Genomic DNA, 16,206 nt, shown 5'->3' with positions numbered 1-16,206 from the left:
CGTCCTCAGGACCGTTCCGCCGCGGCCTTCAGGTTCTCCAGGGTCCGGCGCATGTTGGCGGCGTTGTGGCTCGCCCGGTCCGCCACTCCGGTGGCGAGGCGCCCCACGACGCGCATGAACGGCCCGCGGGTGTCCCAGGTCCGCTGCTCCACCCGGCAGCCGTCCGGGGTCCGCGTGATCTCGAACCGCCAGACCGCCACGTCCAGCACACCGCCCGCCCGCACGTGGTAGGCGAACGCCCGGCCGGGGTCGGCGGCGGTGATCGTGCAGACCGTCGACCAGCGCCGCCGGCCGTTGCGGTTGCTCCCCCGGAACCTGGCTCCGGCGCGCGCTTCCCTGACCGGTCCGACCCAGCGGACCCTCTCGCACTCGACGTTCCAGCCGCTCATGCCGGTGACGTCGGAGACCAGGTCGTACACCGCCTCGGGCGGCGCGGAGATCTCGATGCTCGCGGACGCGCTGGGGGCACTCATGACCGCAGCATGACCCGTAGAACATCATTCCGGCAAGAGCGGGCTCCGGCGGCGGCCCACCCGGCCGGGACGCGGACGGACCGCGTTCCGAAGGCTCAGCCCTGCTTCGCCTCGGCCTCGCTCCGGCAGACGCAGAACTCGTTGCCCTCCGGGTCGAGCATGGTCACCCAGCCGCCGCCGTCGGCGTTGCGGCGGTCGGCCTGGACGGTGGCGCCCAGCGTGAGGAGCCGCTCGACCTCCTGGTCGCGGGTCGCGCCCTCGGCGCCGGTGACGTCCAGGTGCACGCGGTTCTTCACGGTCTTGCCCTCGGGGACCTTGATGAAGAGCAGGTTGGTCTTCCCGACGAGGAGCACCTCGTCGTCGTCCTTCCCGGTCTCCGGATGGAAGGCGAGCCCCGCGGCCTCGCTCCAGAAGCTCGCCAGCTCGTACGGCCGGGCGCAGTCGAAGGTCACGTAGTCGATGTGAATCATGCGTACAACCAACCGCGACACCACCAAAACCGTCAAGCAGGTTTCATAACCTTCTATACGCCTAAGCCGGTTACCCGATATCCCGCTCCGGCGAGGACCCGCACCGCCGCGGGCGTCAGGCCGGGTCCCACCAGAGCGTGACCCACTGGTCCCGCGGCACCGGCCACAGGTCCAGCTCGGCGACGGCCGCGACGACCTCCTCCGCCCGCCCGGGGTCGAGGCAGAGCCTCCGGCAGGCGCTCTCGGCCAGCTCCGCCACGCCGGAGAACCGGCTCAGCGGCGCCAGGCGCTCCTGGCGGCGCACGCCGTACCCCAGCCGCTCCGCGAGGGCGGCCACGTCGTCGGCCGTGGGCCGCTCGGGGCGGACGATGCCGTGGAAGTGGGCCCAGAGCGGGTTGAGCCAGCTCATCGGGTGCCGGTGCGAGAGCTCCAGGACGACCCGGCGGCGGGCGTGGCCGGTCAGCTCGGACAGGAATCCCGCGAGGTCCGGCACGTTGTAGACGACGTGGGCGGCCACCGCGACGTCGGCCGCGGGCGTCTCCCCCGCGACGTCGGGCCAGCGGCCCCGGATCGTCCGGGCGGGCACGCCCAGCGCCCCGGCCCGGGACGCCAGCTCCGCCAGCATCGCCTCCGAGGTGTCCACCGCGACCAGCTCGCCGAGCGTGCCGGAACCGCCGCCCCCGCCCCTCACGGCGCCGAGGCGGGCCAGCGGGAGCGAGGCCGCGCCGGTGCCCGCGCCCACGTCGAGGACGCTGCCGCGCTCCGGCAGCGCCTCGGCGATCCGGGCCAGGGTCGGGCCCTCCGGATCCGCCAGCGCCCGGTCGGTGCGCCCGGCGAACCGGGCGGGCGAGTGCTCCCACGGATCGGCCGGCGCCTTCGCGGCGATCTCGTCGGGGATGCCCCACTCCGCGAGCTCCGCCCGCCAGCGCTCCGCCAGTCCGCCCAGGTCGTCCATACCGACGAGCGTAGAACGCGCGATCTCAGAAGAGCCTGCCGAACTGGTCGATCAGCGTCAGGACCGAGAAATATCCGAAGAACGCGAAGGTCAGCAGCACGATCACCAGGCGGTAGCCGCGCACCCTGATGGCTTCGGGCAGCAGCTTCCGGTTGAGGAGCGCCAGCAGCGCCGAGTAGAGGAACATCATGATCCCCCCGACGCTCGCGGAGATCACCAGGAGCGTGATCGGCTGGTCGAAACCGATCGTGAGCATCGCGATACCGAAGAGCACGATGAACCAGACGACCAGGCTGTAGACGCGGCTCTCGGTCCACCTCGCGCTGTTCGGCAGGTAGACGGTCTTGACGTTGTCGGCGACCATCCGGGCGACGTAGTCGCAGATGCCCATGCTGGCGGCGAAGAGCGAGAGCGCGCCGATGGCCCAGAAGAAGGTGCCGAACCACGACAGCCGCTGGTTGAGCACCTCGCCCTCGGTCCGCAGGAAGGTGACGTTGTTCGCGGTCTCCGCGCCGAAGACCGTGGAGTAGGCGAGCATCGACATCAGGAAGATCGTGAACACGGTGATGGCCACGAACGAGACGAGCTGCTCGATGTTGGCCACCCGCCACCACCCGCGCCAGCGGGCCAGGTTGGCCTCGTCGGGCTCGAAGGCGTAGCCGGTGGCCGGGGCCGCCTGGTCCTCGCCGGTCACCGGGGAGACCAGGCGCGGGATGCGCGCGCCCATGCCCATGTTCTTGTCGCGGATCCAGTTGCTCTGCACGAGGTTCTGGCCGCCGCCGGCCCCGGCGAAGGCCATGGCTCCGAGCACGAGGGCCGCCCCGAGCTCCGCGGGGACCTGTCCGATGTGGGCGACCGCCTCGCCCAGTCCCCGGTAGGCGTCCCCGGTGATGGCCAGGAACAGCGCGATCACCAGGAAGACGACGACGGCCCCGACCTTGACGAACTGGGTGGCCTCCACGGTCCGGTAGATGACCGGCGAGAGGGTGAGCGCCGCCCCGATCAGCAGCAGCTCGACCACGGCGATCACGGTGACGTCCCCGCCGCCGACGGCGTAGGTGAGCACGGTGGCCGAGCCGGTGGCCCAGCCGGGCCAGATGTTGGCCAGCACCGCCATGAGGGCGAACACCAGGCCCCAGTGCCGCCACAGGCGGCTGAACCCGGTCAGCGCGGTCTCGCCGGTGGCGAGCGTGTAGCGCTCGATCTCCATGTTCAGGAAGTACTGGGCCACCACCCCCACCACCGCGGCCCACAGGAAGACCAGGCCGACGTTGGCGGAGATGTAGGGCCAGATGACGAACTCGCCGGAGGCGAGGCCCACTCCCGCCGCGATGACTCCCGGCCCGAGCACCTTCCGCAGCGGCTGAGGGTCCGGGAGGTCAGCCGGGCGGAGCCGAGGAAGCGCCATAGGAACCGTCTTCCCCCGGCCGATGTGACAAACGTCCCCGTCGCCGCTGTTTTTCAGGGGTTACTGGCGGGTAGCATTGTCGGTAAGGTTACCGACCAGTACGTCCCGAGTCCCGGTTCCCCGGTTTCAAGGAGCAGAGCCCATGGGCCACTACAAGAGCAACCTCCGTGACCTGGAGTTCAATCTCTTCGAGATGTTCGGACGCCGGGACATCCTGGGCGCCGGCCGTTTCGCCGAGATCGACGAGGACATCGTCCGCAGCATGCTCGACGAGCTGAACCGCATGGCCACGGGAGTGCTGGCCGACTCCTTCGAGGAGGGCGACCGCACGCCTCCGGTGTTCGACGCCGCGACCGGCGCGGTGACCATGCCCGCGGGCTTCAAGAAGTCCTTCGCCGCCTTCCGCGACGCCGGCTGGACCAACCTCGACCTCCCCGCCGAGATGGGCGGCCCCGGTGTACCGCGCAGCGTGGCCTGGGCCCTGGCCGAGCTCATCCTGGGCGCCAACCCGGCGATCTGGATGTACTCCAGCGGTCCCGGCTTCGCCCACATCCTGCACACCGTCGGCAACGACGAGCAGAAGCGCTTCGCCGAGCTGGCCATCGAGCGGCAGTGGGGCGCCACCATGGTGCTCACCGAGCCCGACGCCGGCTCCGACGTGGGCGCCGGCCGGGCCAAGGCCGTCCAGCAGCCCGACGGCACCTGGCACATCGAGGGCGTCAAGCGCTTCATCACCAGCGCCGAGCACGACATGGCCGAGAACATCTTCCACCTGGTGCTGGCCCGCCCCGAGGGCCACGGCCCCGGCACCAAGGGCCTGTCGATGTTCCTGGTGCCCAAGTACCACGTGGACCTGGAGACCGGCGAGCTCGGCGAGCGCAACGGCGTCTACGTCACCAACGTCGAGAAGAAGATGGGCCTGAAGGTCTCCACGACCTGCGAGCTCACCTTCGGCGACAAGCACCCGGCGATCGGCACGCTGATCGGCGACGTGCACGAGGGCATCAAGCAGATGTTCCTGGTCATCGAGCAGGCCCGCATGATGGTCGGCACGAAGGCCATCGCCACCCTGTCCACCGGCTACCTGAACGCGCTGGAGTACGCCAAGTCCCGCGTGCAGGGCGCGGACCTGACCCAGATGGCCGACAAGTCCGCCCCGCGCGTGACGATCACCCACCACCCGGACGTGCGCCGCGAGCTCATGCTGCAGAAGGCGTACGCCGAGGGCATGCGCGCCCTGGTCCTGCTCACCGCCACCTACCAGGACACGGTGCAGATCGCCGAGTTCGAGGGCCGCCGCGACGAGCACGCCGAGGCGATGAACGACCTGCTGCTCCCGCTCGTCAAGGGCGTCGGCTCCGAGCGCTCCTACGAGCTGCTCGCCCGCTCGCTGCAGACCCTGGGCGGCTCCGGCTACCTGCAGGAGTACCCGATCGAGCAGTACATCCGGGACGCCAAGATCGACTCCCTCTACGAGGGCACCACCGCGATCCAGGGCCTGGACCTGTTCTTCCGCAAGGTCCTGCGCAACCAGGGCGCCGCGCTCGGCTCGCTCTACGCCGACGTCAAGGCCTTCGCCGCCTCCGAGGCGGGCAACGGCCGGCTGAAGGAGGAGCGCAAGCTCCTCGGCGAGGCTGCCGACGAGGTCAAGGCCATGGCCGACACCCTGGCCGGCTGGGCGCTCGGCTCGCTGGAGAAGCCCCAGGAGGTCTACAAGGTCGGCCTCAACAGCACCCGGTTCCTGCTCTCCCTGGGTGACCTGGTGATCGGCTGGCTGCTGCTGCGCCAGGCCGAGATCGCCCTGACCGCGCTGGGCTCCTCCGATGAGGACAAGGCCTTCTACACCGGCAAGGTGGCCGCCGCCTCCTTCTTCGCCCAGACCGTCCTGCCCCGCCTGGCCGCCGAGCGCCGCGTGCTCGCCGCCACCGGCCAGGACCTGATGGAGCTCCCGGAGGACGCGTTCTGAGCCGGTCGGCCTAGACCGCCTGCTCCCGCGGCAGGTCAGCACCGAGGGGCGGTCCCGTTCGTACGGGACCGCCCCTCAGCGGTGTCCGCCCTCCTCCCGTACGGCGCCCCCGTACGGCGCCGCCGGGCGTCAGCCCTGCCGCATCTCCGCCAGGAGCTGGGAGAACTCCGTCCGCAGGCGGCCGGCCTCCGCGGCCAGGTCCTCCGACAGGCGCTCGATGCGCGTGGCCACCCGCCCGGTCGCCTCGGCCGAATGCCGCACGCTCACGCTGCTCGCGTCCCCGCCCCCCGCGATGGCCGCGGCGACCTCCTCGGTGCTGGTGCCCAGGCTGCGGACGGCGCCGGCCATGCGGTCGATGACCTCCGCCGCCCCCTGCGAGGTGCTCTGGATCGCCTCCACCTCGCGGGCGATCTCGTCGGTGGCCTGCGAGCTCTGCTGCGCCAGCTCCTTGACCTCGTTGGCCACGACGGCGAAGCCCTTGCCGATGTCACCCGCCCGGGCGGCCTCGATGGTGGCGTTGAGCGCCAGCAGGTTGGTCTGCGCGGCGACCCGGCGGATCACCTCCACCACGCCGCCGATGGTCTCGGCCGCCGTCATGAGACCGTTGACCGTGCCGCCGGCGCTGACCGTCTCGGTGGCCGCCTGCGCCGCCGTCGCGGTCGACTGGTCGGCCAGGTGGGAGATCTCCCGGACGGTTTCGGCCAGGCCTCCGGTGGTGGCCCCCAGCTCCCCGGCGCCGGCCCGCATCGCCAGGACCGCCTCATCGAGCCGGGCGACCACCGTGGAGACGGTCCCGTCGAGCCGCTCGGCCAGCGCCTCGGCGGAGCGGCGGCGGTCCTCCTCGGCCCGGGCCCGCAGCTCCTCGTGCTCGCGCTCCAGCGCCCGCTTGCCGGCGAGGCCGTCCCGCAGCACGCCCAGGGCCGCGGACATCCGGCCGATCTCGTCGCGCGACGCCGGCGGCAGCGCCACCTCGGAGTCGCCGTCGGCCAGCTTCCTGGCCGCGGCGGTCAGCGCCCGCACCGGCCGCGAGATGCCGAGCCCGACCAGGACGAGGACGAGGACGACGGCGGCCACGACGCCGCCGGTCTGCACGACCGTGTCGCGCTCCTTCTCCAGGACGGTCGCCTGCATGTCGTCGATGTAGACACCGGTGCCGACCACCCAGCCCCACGGCTCGAACCCGGCGACGTACGACAGTTTGGCGACGGGCTCCTCCTGGTCCGGCTTGGGCCACTGGTACTCGACGAAACCCGCCCCGTCGGCACGCACCACCTTCACGAACTCGACGAACAGCAGCTTGCCGTCGGGATCCGCGTTGGCCGACAGGTCCTTGCCGTCCAGTTCGGGCTTGATCGGGTGCATGACCATCGTCGGGCCCATGTCGTTGATCCAGAAGTAGTCGCCGTCGCCGTACCGCATCGCCCTCACCGCGGCCAGCGCGGCGGCCCGCGCCTGCTCGTCGGTCAGAGCGCCCTTCTCCGCCTGGTCGTGGTATCCGGCGATGATCGAGTGGGCCGTCTCCACCAGGTTCTGGATCTTCGTCTTGCGGGCGGCGAGCTCGGTGGGCCCGATGTCGGAGAAACGGGTCATCCCCACGGTCAGGACCCCGATGACGGCGACCAGCACGAGGACGGCCAGTTTGGCCAGGATGGGGATGTTGCGGAGTCTGAACACGGCGGTGCCTTCCGGGCGGTCTGTTACCCCTCTCTCGGCACATCGCCCGGCGAATTGAGTGATTTCCGTTACATCCGGCCGGTGATGCGCCCACCCGAACCGAAAAACGAGAGTTGACGAGGCCCGTTGTTATTCTCATACTGAGATCATCTCAATCTGAGAAGGACGGGCGATGAGTGAAAGTGAGTACCTGGAGGCCTACGACCCGCGCGCCTTCCCGGCGGTCGCCGTGACGGTCGACGTGGTGGCGCTCACGATCATCGGGGGCGTGCTGCACGTGCTGCTGGTCGAACGGGGGGAGCCGCCCTACGCGGGACGGTGGGCACTGCCCGGCGGCTTCATCCGGCCCGGCGAGGACCTGGACCAGGCCGCGGCCAGGGAGCTGGCCGAGGAGACCGGGATGGCCGACCGGGTGCACATCGAGCAGCTCGCCAGCTACGGGGCGCCGGACCGCGATCCGCGGATGCGGATCGTCTCGGTCTCCTACCTGGCCTTCGCCCCCGACCTGCCCGACCCGCAGGCGGGGTCCGACGCCGCCGACGCCGCCTGGTACGGCGTCGACCGCCTGCCGAAGCTGGCCTTCGACCACGAGCAGATCCTGGGCCACGCGCTGGAGCGCGCCCGCTCCAAGCTGGAGTACACCCCGCTGGCCACCGCGTTCGTGGGCGAGACGTTCACGATCTCCGAGCTCCGGCGGGTCTACGAGGCCGTCTGGGGGGCCCCGCTGCACGCGCCCAACTTCCACCGCAAGATCCTCTCGGTCCCCGGGTTCGTGGAGAGCACCGGGGAGACCACCGAGAGCGGCGGGAGCAGGGGCGGCCCCCGGGCCAGGCTCTACCGCGCGGGAGACGCCCGGCTCCTCCATCCCGCTCTGCTGCGACCGGAGCGGGAGGAGGAGATCCGGTGACCGCCGCCACGACCCGATCAGGAGGGGAGGCCCGGTGACGACGGACGAGGCGATCGCGCTCGTGAACGCCGCGAGGGCGCCGGAGGACCTGTTCGGCGGCGACGCGCCGAACCGGGACTACCGGAGGCTCGCCCGGCTCCTCCATCCCGACCTCGCCGCGGGCGCGGGGGCCGCCGCGGCCTTCGTCAGGCTGGCCGAGCTGTGGGCGGCCCGCGGGGAGACCATCCGCACCGGGCGGGGAACCTACCGGATCGGCGGTGTCTTCCGGCGGGGCGCCACGGCCGTGCTCTACGAGAGCGGCGGCGACACCCTGCTCAAGCTGCCCCTCCGCCCGGCCGACAACGACCTCGTGCGGCGCGAGGCCGCGGCGCTCAGGACGATCGAGCACGAGGGCGATCCGCGGCTGCTGCCGTACGTGCCCCGGCTGGTGGAGTCGTTCCGCTACCGCTCGGACGGCACGGTACGGCAGGCCTGCGTGATCAGTCGCGTGCCGGACGGATTCCTGACGCTGGCCGAGATCGCGCGGCGGCGCTCGCCGCTGGACCCGCGGGACGCGGCGTGGATCTGGCGGCGGCTGCTGGTGGCGATCGGCACGGCCCACCGGGCCGGGGTCGTGCACGGCGCCGTCTTCGGCCACCACGTGCTGGTCCACCCGGTCGAGCACGGCCTGGTCCTCGTCGACTGGAGCCAGTCGGTCCCGCTGGGCAGCCCGCTGACCGCCCTGGTCTCCCGGCACCGCGACGAGTACCCGCCCGGCGTGTTCGCCAGGGAACCGGCCACCGGGGCACTCGACATCCGGCTCGCCACCCGCTGCGTCGCCGGGCTCATGGGGCTCGGCCCGGACGGTGCGCACGGCACGGACCGCACGGGCGGCTCCGGCCGCTTCCCCTCGCGGATGCGCGCCTTCGTCCGGGGGAGCCTGCTGAGTCCTCCGCGCGACGCCTGGCGGCTCCTGGCCGAGCTCGACGAGCTCCTCGGCGATCTCTACGGGCCCCGGACGTACCGGCCCCTCGACCTCTGACGATCTCTCCACCCCGGAAAGGGGACCCCTCCATGGGAAGCGGAATCTGGTCCACCGACGTCTACTCCGCCGCCAAGAGCTTCCGCGACGCCAGCGGCGCCAGCGCCTTCGCGCACAACGACAGCGGCGCCCGGACCGTGCACGACGATCTCAACCCCTACGGCGTGGCGGTCCGCGAGAGCCGCGACTCCGACGAGCACCCGGCCTCGCTGGCCATCGCCGTGCTCTTCGACGTCACCGGCTCGATGGGCGGCGTGCCCCGCACCCTCCAGAGCAAGCTGCCGGACCTGCTCGGCCTGCTGCTCCGCAAGGGCTACGCCACCGACCCGCAGATCCTGTTCGGCGCGATCGGCGACGCCACCTGCGACCGGGCCCCGCTGCAGATCGGGCAGTTCGAGTCCGACAACCGGATGGACGAGCACCTCGGCAACATCCTGCTGGAGGGCGGGGGCGGCGGGCAGCTCAGGGAGTCCTACGAGCTCGCGATGTACTTCATGGCCAGGCACACCTCGATCGACTGCTTCGAGAAGCGGGGCCGCCGGGGCTACCTGTTCATCATCGGCGACGAGATGCCCTACCAGCGGGTCAAGCGGCAGGAGGCCGGCGGCGTGATCGGCGACCGGCTGGAACGCGACATCCCGATCGCGGACATCGTCGCCGAGCTGACCCGGAAGTACGACGTCTACTACATCATCCCCGCCGGGGCGAGCCACGCGGGCAACGGCGAGATCCTGGCCGCCTGGCGCAAGCTGCTCGGGCAGAACGTGCTGGAGCTGGACGACCTGGACGCGGTCTGCGAGACCATCGCGCTCACCGTCGGCCTCGGCGAGGAGGCCATCGACCTCGACGCGGGCCTCAGCGACCTGGACGAGCTCGGTTCGGCCGCCGGCGCCTCGGTGGGCAGGGCCCTGGCGGGGCTGGACCGCGGTGCGCTCGTGACCGGCGGTGGACTCGTGGCCGGCGACGTGCTCGTGGCCGGCGGCGCGCTGACCGCAGGCGGAGCACCCGCGGCCGGCGACGGCCGCGGGCGCGGATACGCCCACGACGACGACCACGGGGAGAGCGGAGTGACACGGCTGTGAGGGACCACGTCATCGTCGTCGATCTCGGGTACGGCGACGCGGGGAAGGGCGGCGTCGTGGACTGGCTCTGCGCGCAGGGCGGCGTCACGGCCGTGGTCAGGTTCAACGGGGGCGCCCAGGCCGCGCACAACGTCGTCCTGCCCGACGGGCGGCACCACACGTTCTCCCAGTTCGGCTCCGGCACCCTGCGCGGCGTCCCGACCCACCTGTCCCGGTACGTGGTGGTCGACCCCTTCGCGCTCTCGGCCGAGGCCGGCCACCTGCGCCGGATCGGCGTCCCGCACCCCTACGGCATGATCACGGTCGACCGGGACGCCCTGCTCGCCACGCCGTACCACGTCGAGGCCGGCCGGGCCCGCGAGCTGGCGCGCGGTGAGGACCGGCACGGGTCGTGCGGGATGGGCGTCGGCGAGGTGATGGCCTACGCGACGGAGAACCCGTTCGTGGCGCCCAAGGTCGGAGACTGCGAGCGGCCCGGGCTGCTGGCGCAGAAGCTCGGCCTGCTGCGCGAGCGGCTCGGGGTGGACGGGCCGCCGGTCGCCGACTGCGTGGCCGCCTACCGGGCGTTCTCCGACCGGGTGACCCTGGTCGACCCGTCCTACGTCAGGGGGCTGGTGCGCAGGCGGCCCGTGGTCTTCGAGGGCGCCCAGGGGGTGCTGCTCGACGAGTGGTACGGCTTCCACCCCTACACGACCTGGAGCACGACCACCTTCGAGAACGCGTTCTCCCTGCTGGAGGGGGCGGACGCCGTACGGCTCGGCGTGCTGCGCACCTACACCCCGAGGCACGGACCCGGGCCGCTGGTCACCGAGGACCCGCGGCTGCGCCTGCCCGAGCCGCACAACGGGACGGGCCGCTGGCAGGGGCCGTTCAGGACCGGCCACTTCGACGCCGTCGCGCACCGCTACGCGCTGGCGGCGGCGGGCGGCGCGGACGTCCTCGCCCTCACCCACCTGGACGCGCCGGTGTCGCGGATGTGCGACTCCTACGACACCGGGGAGCTCCCCGTCGGCGGGAAGAACGACCTGGAGGGCCAGGCCGCGCTGACCGCCCGGGTGCTCCGGGCCCGGCCCCGCTACACCGACGGGATCACCGACTGGCCCGCCGCGGTCTCCGAGGCGCTGGGCGTGCGCGTCTGGCTCGGCTCCTCCGGCCCGACCGCCGCGGCCAAGTCCCCGGTCGCCGCCGCTCCGCCCCGCCGGAACGGCATGCACGTCATGAGGGGCCTCCGGTCGCTGCGTGAGCCGCCGCGCTCCCGGCCCTGCACCGAGCCGGGCCGCGGGGCGTCCGCCCAGTAGGGGCTCGGCGACCGGACCGGCACCGGCCGCGAGCCACGCGTCGGCCGGGAGCAGCGCCCACCGGACGGCGCTCACCGGACGGCGCCCACCGGACGGCGCGCCGGGCGCACCGCGACGGCGGGACCCGGGCGGGACAGCGGCCGAATATGGTGAACCGCGTTCTAGTCCGGATAACCTGGGGATATATGGACGGGCGGACCGGACCGGGTTTCGCGGGCCGGATCTCCGCGCTCGTGGCCTTCGTGCTGCTCACGTCCGCCGTCGCCGCCGTCTATTTCGGCCTGGGCTCGCTCGGCATCGACAAGCTGGTCGCCGCGCTGGCGGCCGGAGCGCTGTTCCATCCGCTCCGGCTGCGCCTGCTGGAGCTGACCGACCGGCTGCTCACGGTCGAGCGCGACCCGTACCGGCTGGCCGGGCGCCTGGCGCAGGGCGTGCAGGCCGCCAGCGGGCCCGGCGAGGCGCTGGCCTCCGGGATCGCCGCCGTCAGGCAGGCGTTGCGGGCCGACGGCGTACTCGTCGAGGTCGAGGGCGTCAGGCTGGTCGACGGGACCACCGGACCGGACGGGACCATCGGACCGGACGGGACCACCGGACCGGACGGGGACGGCACGCGGACCGCGCCCCTCGCGCCGCTGTTCACACCGCTGGTCTGGCACGGCCGGCCGGTCGGCGGTCTCACGGTCTGGGGCGCCAGACCCGACCGCGAGCTGCTGGATCTGCTGGCCAGGCACCTGGCCGAGGTGGCGCACGCCGTCCAGCTCACCGGCGACCTGGCGCGCGCGCACGAGCGGCTGCTGGCCACCCGCGAGGAGGAGCGGCGGCGGCTGCTGGGGGTGCTCGACGACGGGCTCGGCAGCACCCTGGGCACGCTCGTCGCCATGGTCGCCGAGGTCCGCGCGGCGCCGGCCGCGGCCGGCGCCGGCGACCTGCTGCTGCGGGCGCGCCGTCAGCTCGCCGAGTCCATCGAGAGCGTGCGCGACCTGGTCTACGGGCTGCACGCGGCGGCGGCCCCGCCCGCGCCGCCGCGCACCCCGGCCGCCCCCGTCCGGCACGTTCCCGAGCCGACGCCGCTGCCCGTCTCGTGGCGCCGCCGGACCGCCGTCGCCGCGGCCTGGGCGGGGGCGGTGCTGGCGCCGCTGGCCGTGTGCATGGCCACCTGGCTTGCCTGGAAGAACAGCTGGGGCGGCGTGCTGCAGGTGCCGGTCGACCCGGTGGGACTGCTGTTCCCCGCCGCCGGCGCCTTCCTCATCACCTACCGCCCGCGCCTGACGGTCGCGTGGCTGCTGTGGGGGACCGGCGTCAGCTGGGCGCTGTACGAGCTGGCCTACAACATCGCGTACTGGATCCACCTGCACGACCCCGGCCACCCGCTGCTCCCGCTCACCGGCTGGCTGGGGCTGTGGCTGTGGATGCCGCCCGTCTCGGCCATGGGAGGCCTGCTGCCCCTGCTCTACCCCGACGGACGCCTGCCGTCCCCGCGCTGGCGCCCGGTGCTGTGGGGGGTGGTCGCGCTGGGTGTGACCCACTCCTTCCTCATGGCGTGCATCCCCCAGCCCGAGCTGGAGCTCGGCATGCCGTTCGACAACCCGCTGGCGATCGACGCCCTCGGCACGCTGCCGTGGACCGTCGAGACCCACATCGGCTGGGCCATGCTGCCGCTCTACACGCTGTCGGCGGTCTCACTCGCCTTCCGCTACCGGGCGGCCGACCCCGGGGTGCGCAGGCAGATCGCCTGGTGCGTCGGCACCATGGGCGCGTTCATGGGCTTCTGGGTGGCCAGGACGCTGTTCTCGGTGGACGGCGAGCACCTGGCGCTGGAGATGATCCAGCTCCTCATCGCCGGCGGCGTGCCGATCTCCATCGTCGCCGCCGTGCTGCGTCACCGCTTCTACGGCATCCGCGTCGTCCTCAACAGGACCCTCGTGTACGGCACGCTGACCGTCGTGCTCGCCGCCGGCTACACCTTCATGATCTGGACGGGCGACAGGCTGGCGGGCGGCTTCGGCCCCGCCGCCGGGCTGGTCGCGGTGATGTCCGTCGGCGCGCTCTTCCAGCCGGTGCGCCGGCGGCTGCAGGGACCGGTCGACCGGCTGTTCGGCGTCGAGCGCGACCCGTACCGGGCCGCCGACCGGCTCAGCCGTACCGTGCAGGAGGCGGGGGACCCGGCCGAGGCGCTGGCCACCGCCGTGTCGGTGCTGCGCTGGTCGCTCGGCGCACGGGGCGCGGGCGTCGAGGTCGACGGCGAGCTGTTCGCCGACGGCGCGCTGGGCGACCGGCCCCGCTCGCTGCCGCTCGTCTGGCACGGCGAGGACGTCGGGCGGCTGCTGGTGCCGGGTCCCAGGAAGGGCGGGGAGTCGCTGGCCGTGATGTCCACCCACCTGGCGGAGCTGGCCCACGCCGTACGGCTGGCCGCCGACCTGCGGCGCTCGCGCGAGCGGATCAGGGCGGCGCGCGAGGAGGAGCGCAGGTGGCTGGGCCGGGAACTGCACGACGGGCTCGGACCGGCGCTGACCGGCGCGGTCCTCATGCTCGACGCCGCCAGGCGCGACCCGGCCGGCGGACGTCCGCTGCTGGCCCGGATCGAGGCCGACCTCGCCGCGACCGCGGTGTCGGTTCGCGAGCTGGTGGCGGGGCTGCGCCCGCCCGTGCTCGACCACCTGGGGCTGGAGGGTGCGCTCAGGGCGGCCGCGCAGGTGCCGGGGGTACGGGTCGAGGTCGAGGTCGAGGTCGAGGCGGGGGGCGACCTGCCGCCGTCGCTGGAGCTGGCGGCCTACCGGATCGTGCAGGAGGCGCTGACGAACGTGCGCAGGCACGCCCGGGCGGACGTCGCGCGGGTGGTCGTGACCCGAGCCGGCGACGGGCCCGGGGACGGGCCGGGCGGCTCCGGCGGCCTCGGCGGCGAGCTGGTCGTGCGGGTCGAGGACGACGGCGTCGGGATGCCGGCCAGGCACACGCCGGGCGTGGGCCTGGCCTCGATGCACGAGCGCACCGCGGAGGTGGGCGGCACGTGCGCCGTGCAGGCGCGGCCGGGCGGCGGCACGGTCGTGACGGCCCGGCTGCCGCTGGCGGCGGCCGGGGTCGCGGCGCGGCCCTGACGGCCGCGGCGTCAGCCGCCGACCGTGTACTGGATGGCGGCGCGGGAGGCCAGGATCGGCTTGATGTGCTCGGCGATCACGGCCTGGTGGGCCGGGTGGTCGCGGTAGACGAGGTAGTCGTCGACGCCGTCGAAGTCCGCGATGAGCGCGAACTCGTGGTTGCCCGGGTTCACTCCCGCGTCGGTGCCGAGGGTGTAGGCCCGGATCTCGGGGATGATCTCCGGGAGCCTGCCGAGCTCGGTCGCCACCGCGGCCCTCTGCTCGTCGGTGGTTCCCTCTGCCCAGGTGAACAGCACGATATGGCGGAACATGGCCGTCCTCATCAGTTCTGGGAGTAAGCCGTCCGGCAGACTCCCGGTGGTGACCACCGGCAGGTGAGCACGCTCTCGGTCGGGTGCCCCGCCAGCGTACGGCGGGGGCGGGAGCGGCCGTCTCCCACCCCCGCGGTTGCGCGGGTCAGCCCCAGGCGAGCATGCGCAGGGGGTCCTGGAGCATGGCGCCGACGTCGCGGAGGAACAGCGAGCCCAGCTCGCCGTCCACGATCCGGTGGTCGAAGGAGAGCGCGAGTGTGCACACCCTGCGCGGCACGATCTGCCCGTCCACCACCCACGGCAGCTCCCTGACCTGCCCGAAGGCCAGGATCGCGGACTCGCCCGGGTTGAGGATCGGGGTTCCGGCGTCCACCCCGAACACGCCCACGTTGGTGATCGTGAACGTTCCCCCGGACATGTCCGCGGGCTGCGTGCGGCCCGCCCGCGCGGTCTCGGCCAGCGAACCGAGCGCCGCCGCCAGCTCGGGGAGCGACAGGGCGTGGGCGTTCTTGATGTTGGGCACGAGCAGGCCGCGCGGGGTGGCGGCGGCGATGCCGAGGTTCACGTAGTGCTTGACCACGATCTCCTGGGCCGCCTCGTCCCACATCGAGTTGATCATGGGATGACGGCGGGCGGCGACGAGCACCGCCTTGGCGACCAGGAGCAGCGGCGAGACCTTGACCTCGGCGAAGTCGGGCAGCGCGCGCAGCCGCACGACCGCCTCCATCGTCGCGGTCACGTCCACCTGGAGGAACTCGGTGACGTGCGGCGCGGTGAACGCGGAGGCCGCCATGGCCTGCGCGGTCGCCTTCCGCACGCCCTTGACCGGGATCCGCTCCTCGCCGCCGGCCGGTACGGCGTGCGCCGCCGGCCGCGCGGGCGCGGCCCCGGGACCGGTGTCCGCGGCCGCGTGCACGTCGTCCCGGGTGATCGAGCCCTGCGGCCCGGTCCCGGTCAGCGCGGCGAGGTCCACCCCGAGCTCCTTGGCGAGCTTGCGCACCGGCGGTTTGGCCAGCACCGCGACCCGGGCCGCCCCGGGCCCGGAGGCGGCCGGGGCCGCAGGGAGCGCGGAGGCCGCGGGCGGCTGCTTGCGGGGGCGGCGCTTGGCCGCCCCCATCTTGACGCCGTAGCCGACCAGGACGGGCTGGCGCTCCTCCTTGGGCGGCGCGGGCACCATGTCGTCGGCCAGCGCCTGGCCGCGTCCCGCGGGCTCCGCCGCCCGGCCGTCCTCCCCGCCGGACAGCGCCTCCCCGCCGGCCGGTCCGCCCGCACGGCCGGCCCGCGCCCCGGCGGCCTGCGCCGGGGACGAGCCGTCGTCCACCGCGATGATGGGCGTGCCCACGTCGACGGTCTGCCCCTCCTCGACCATCAGCGCGGCGACCACGCCCTCGAACGGGCAGGGCAGCTCGACGATGGCCTTGGCGGTCTCGATCTCCACGATGGTCTGGTTGACCTTGACCGGGTCGCCCGCCTTCACGTGCCAGCGGACGATCTCGGCCTCGGTCAGCCCCTCGCCCACGTCGGGGAGCTTGAACTCCTTCATCCG

Annotated in this window: 13 protein-coding genes; 6 read left to right on the top strand and 7 right to left on the bottom strand. The window is 73.2% G+C overall.

Annotation, left to right across the window (positions count from 1 at the left end; genetic code table 11):
• Positions 1-5 precede the first annotated feature (5 nt).
• The 4 genes from FHS22_RS33480 to FHS22_RS33465 all read right to left on the bottom strand — a co-directional run bounded on the left by FHS22_RS33480 (position 6) and on the right by FHS22_RS33465 (position 3,249).
• Positions 6-473, bottom strand: a complete 468-nt coding sequence (locus FHS22_RS33480; protein ID WP_184948202.1) for an SRPBCC family protein — start codon at positions 471-473, stop codon at positions 6-8.
• 95 nt (positions 474-568) lie between these two features.
• Positions 569-943, bottom strand: a complete 375-nt coding sequence (locus tag FHS22_RS33475) for a VOC family protein (protein WP_184948201.1) — start codon at positions 941-943, stop codon at positions 569-571.
• Positions 944-1,058: 115 nt separating this feature from the next.
• A complete protein-coding gene (locus tag FHS22_RS33470) occupies positions 1,059-1,898 on the bottom strand; it encodes a class I SAM-dependent methyltransferase (protein ID WP_260408542.1) in 840 nt (279 codons plus the stop codon).
• 25 nt (positions 1,899-1,923) lie between these two features.
• Positions 1,924-3,249: an Nramp family divalent metal transporter gene (locus FHS22_RS33465; protein WP_338048056.1), complete on the bottom strand. Its 1,326-nt coding sequence runs from the start codon at positions 3,247-3,249 to the stop codon at positions 1,924-1,926.
• 199 nt (positions 3,250-3,448) lie between these two features.
• Here FHS22_RS33465 and FHS22_RS33460 point away from each other — a divergent pair, with 199 nt between their 5' ends.
• Positions 3,449-5,272, top strand: a complete 1,824-nt coding sequence (locus tag FHS22_RS33460) for an acyl-CoA dehydrogenase (RefSeq protein ID WP_184948199.1) — start codon at positions 3,449-3,451, stop codon at positions 5,270-5,272.
• 129 nt (positions 5,273-5,401) lie between these two features.
• Here FHS22_RS33460 and FHS22_RS33455 read toward each other — a convergent pair whose 3' ends face one another.
• On the bottom strand, positions 5,402-6,946 hold the full coding sequence (locus FHS22_RS33455) for a cache domain-containing protein (protein WP_184948198.1): 1,545 nt from the start codon (positions 6,944-6,946) through the stop codon (positions 5,402-5,404).
• A gap of 172 nt (positions 6,947-7,118) precedes the next feature.
• On the opposite strand from FHS22_RS33455, the gene FHS22_RS33450 reads away from it, so the two are divergent.
• The 5 genes from FHS22_RS33450 (at position 7,119) to FHS22_RS38640 (ending at position 14,349) form a co-directional block, all read left to right on the top strand.
• Positions 7,119-7,853 carry an NUDIX hydrolase gene (locus FHS22_RS33450; protein WP_184948197.1) on the top strand — a complete coding sequence of 245 codons (735 nt, stop codon included), beginning with the start codon at positions 7,119-7,121 and terminating at the stop codon, positions 7,851-7,853.
• 34 nt (positions 7,854-7,887) lie between these two features.
• On the top strand, positions 7,888-8,874 hold the full coding sequence (locus tag FHS22_RS33445; RefSeq protein WP_184948196.1) for a lipopolysaccharide kinase InaA family protein: 987 nt from the start codon (positions 7,888-7,890) through the stop codon (positions 8,872-8,874).
• A gap of 32 nt (positions 8,875-8,906) precedes the next feature.
• Positions 8,907-9,956: a hypothetical protein gene (locus FHS22_RS33440; RefSeq protein ID WP_260408541.1), complete on the top strand. Its 1,050-nt coding sequence runs from the start codon at positions 8,907-8,909 to the stop codon at positions 9,954-9,956.
• Positions 9,953-11,254: an adenylosuccinate synthetase gene (locus tag FHS22_RS33435; RefSeq protein WP_184948195.1), complete on the top strand. Its 1,302-nt coding sequence runs from the start codon at positions 9,953-9,955 to the stop codon at positions 11,252-11,254. Before FHS22_RS33440 ends, FHS22_RS33435 begins: the two co-directional genes overlap by 4 nt.
• Positions 11,255-11,439: 185 nt before the next feature.
• The gene (locus FHS22_RS38640; RefSeq protein ID WP_260408540.1) at positions 11,440-14,349 is read left to right on the top strand and encodes a sensor histidine kinase; all 2,910 of its coding nucleotides are present in this window, start codon (positions 11,440-11,442) and stop codon (positions 14,347-14,349) included.
• A gap of 11 nt (positions 14,350-14,360) precedes the next feature.
• Here the strand turns inward: FHS22_RS38640 and FHS22_RS33425 are convergent, their stop codons facing one another.
• Together FHS22_RS33425 and FHS22_RS33420 are read right to left on the bottom strand one after the other, a co-directional pair.
• Positions 14,361-14,660, bottom strand: coding sequence for a Dabb family protein (locus FHS22_RS33425; protein ID WP_184948194.1), 300 nt, complete (start codon positions 14,658-14,660; stop codon positions 14,361-14,363).
• Positions 14,661-14,805: 145 nt separating this feature from the next.
• Positions 14,806-16,203, bottom strand: coding sequence for a dihydrolipoamide acetyltransferase family protein (locus tag FHS22_RS33420; protein WP_184948193.1), 1,398 nt, complete (start codon positions 16,201-16,203; stop codon positions 14,806-14,808).
• Between the last annotated feature and the right edge of the window lie 3 nt (positions 16,204-16,206).

It is taken from the genome of Thiemannella venezuelensis (assembly GCF_014203605.1).
Lineage (GTDB): Bacteria > Actinomycetota > Actinomycetes > Streptosporangiales > Streptosporangiaceae > Planomonospora_A > Planomonospora_A venezuelensis.
The sequence above is the reverse complement of the archived record's forward strand: the minus strand, read 5'-3'. Positions and strand labels throughout refer to the sequence as shown.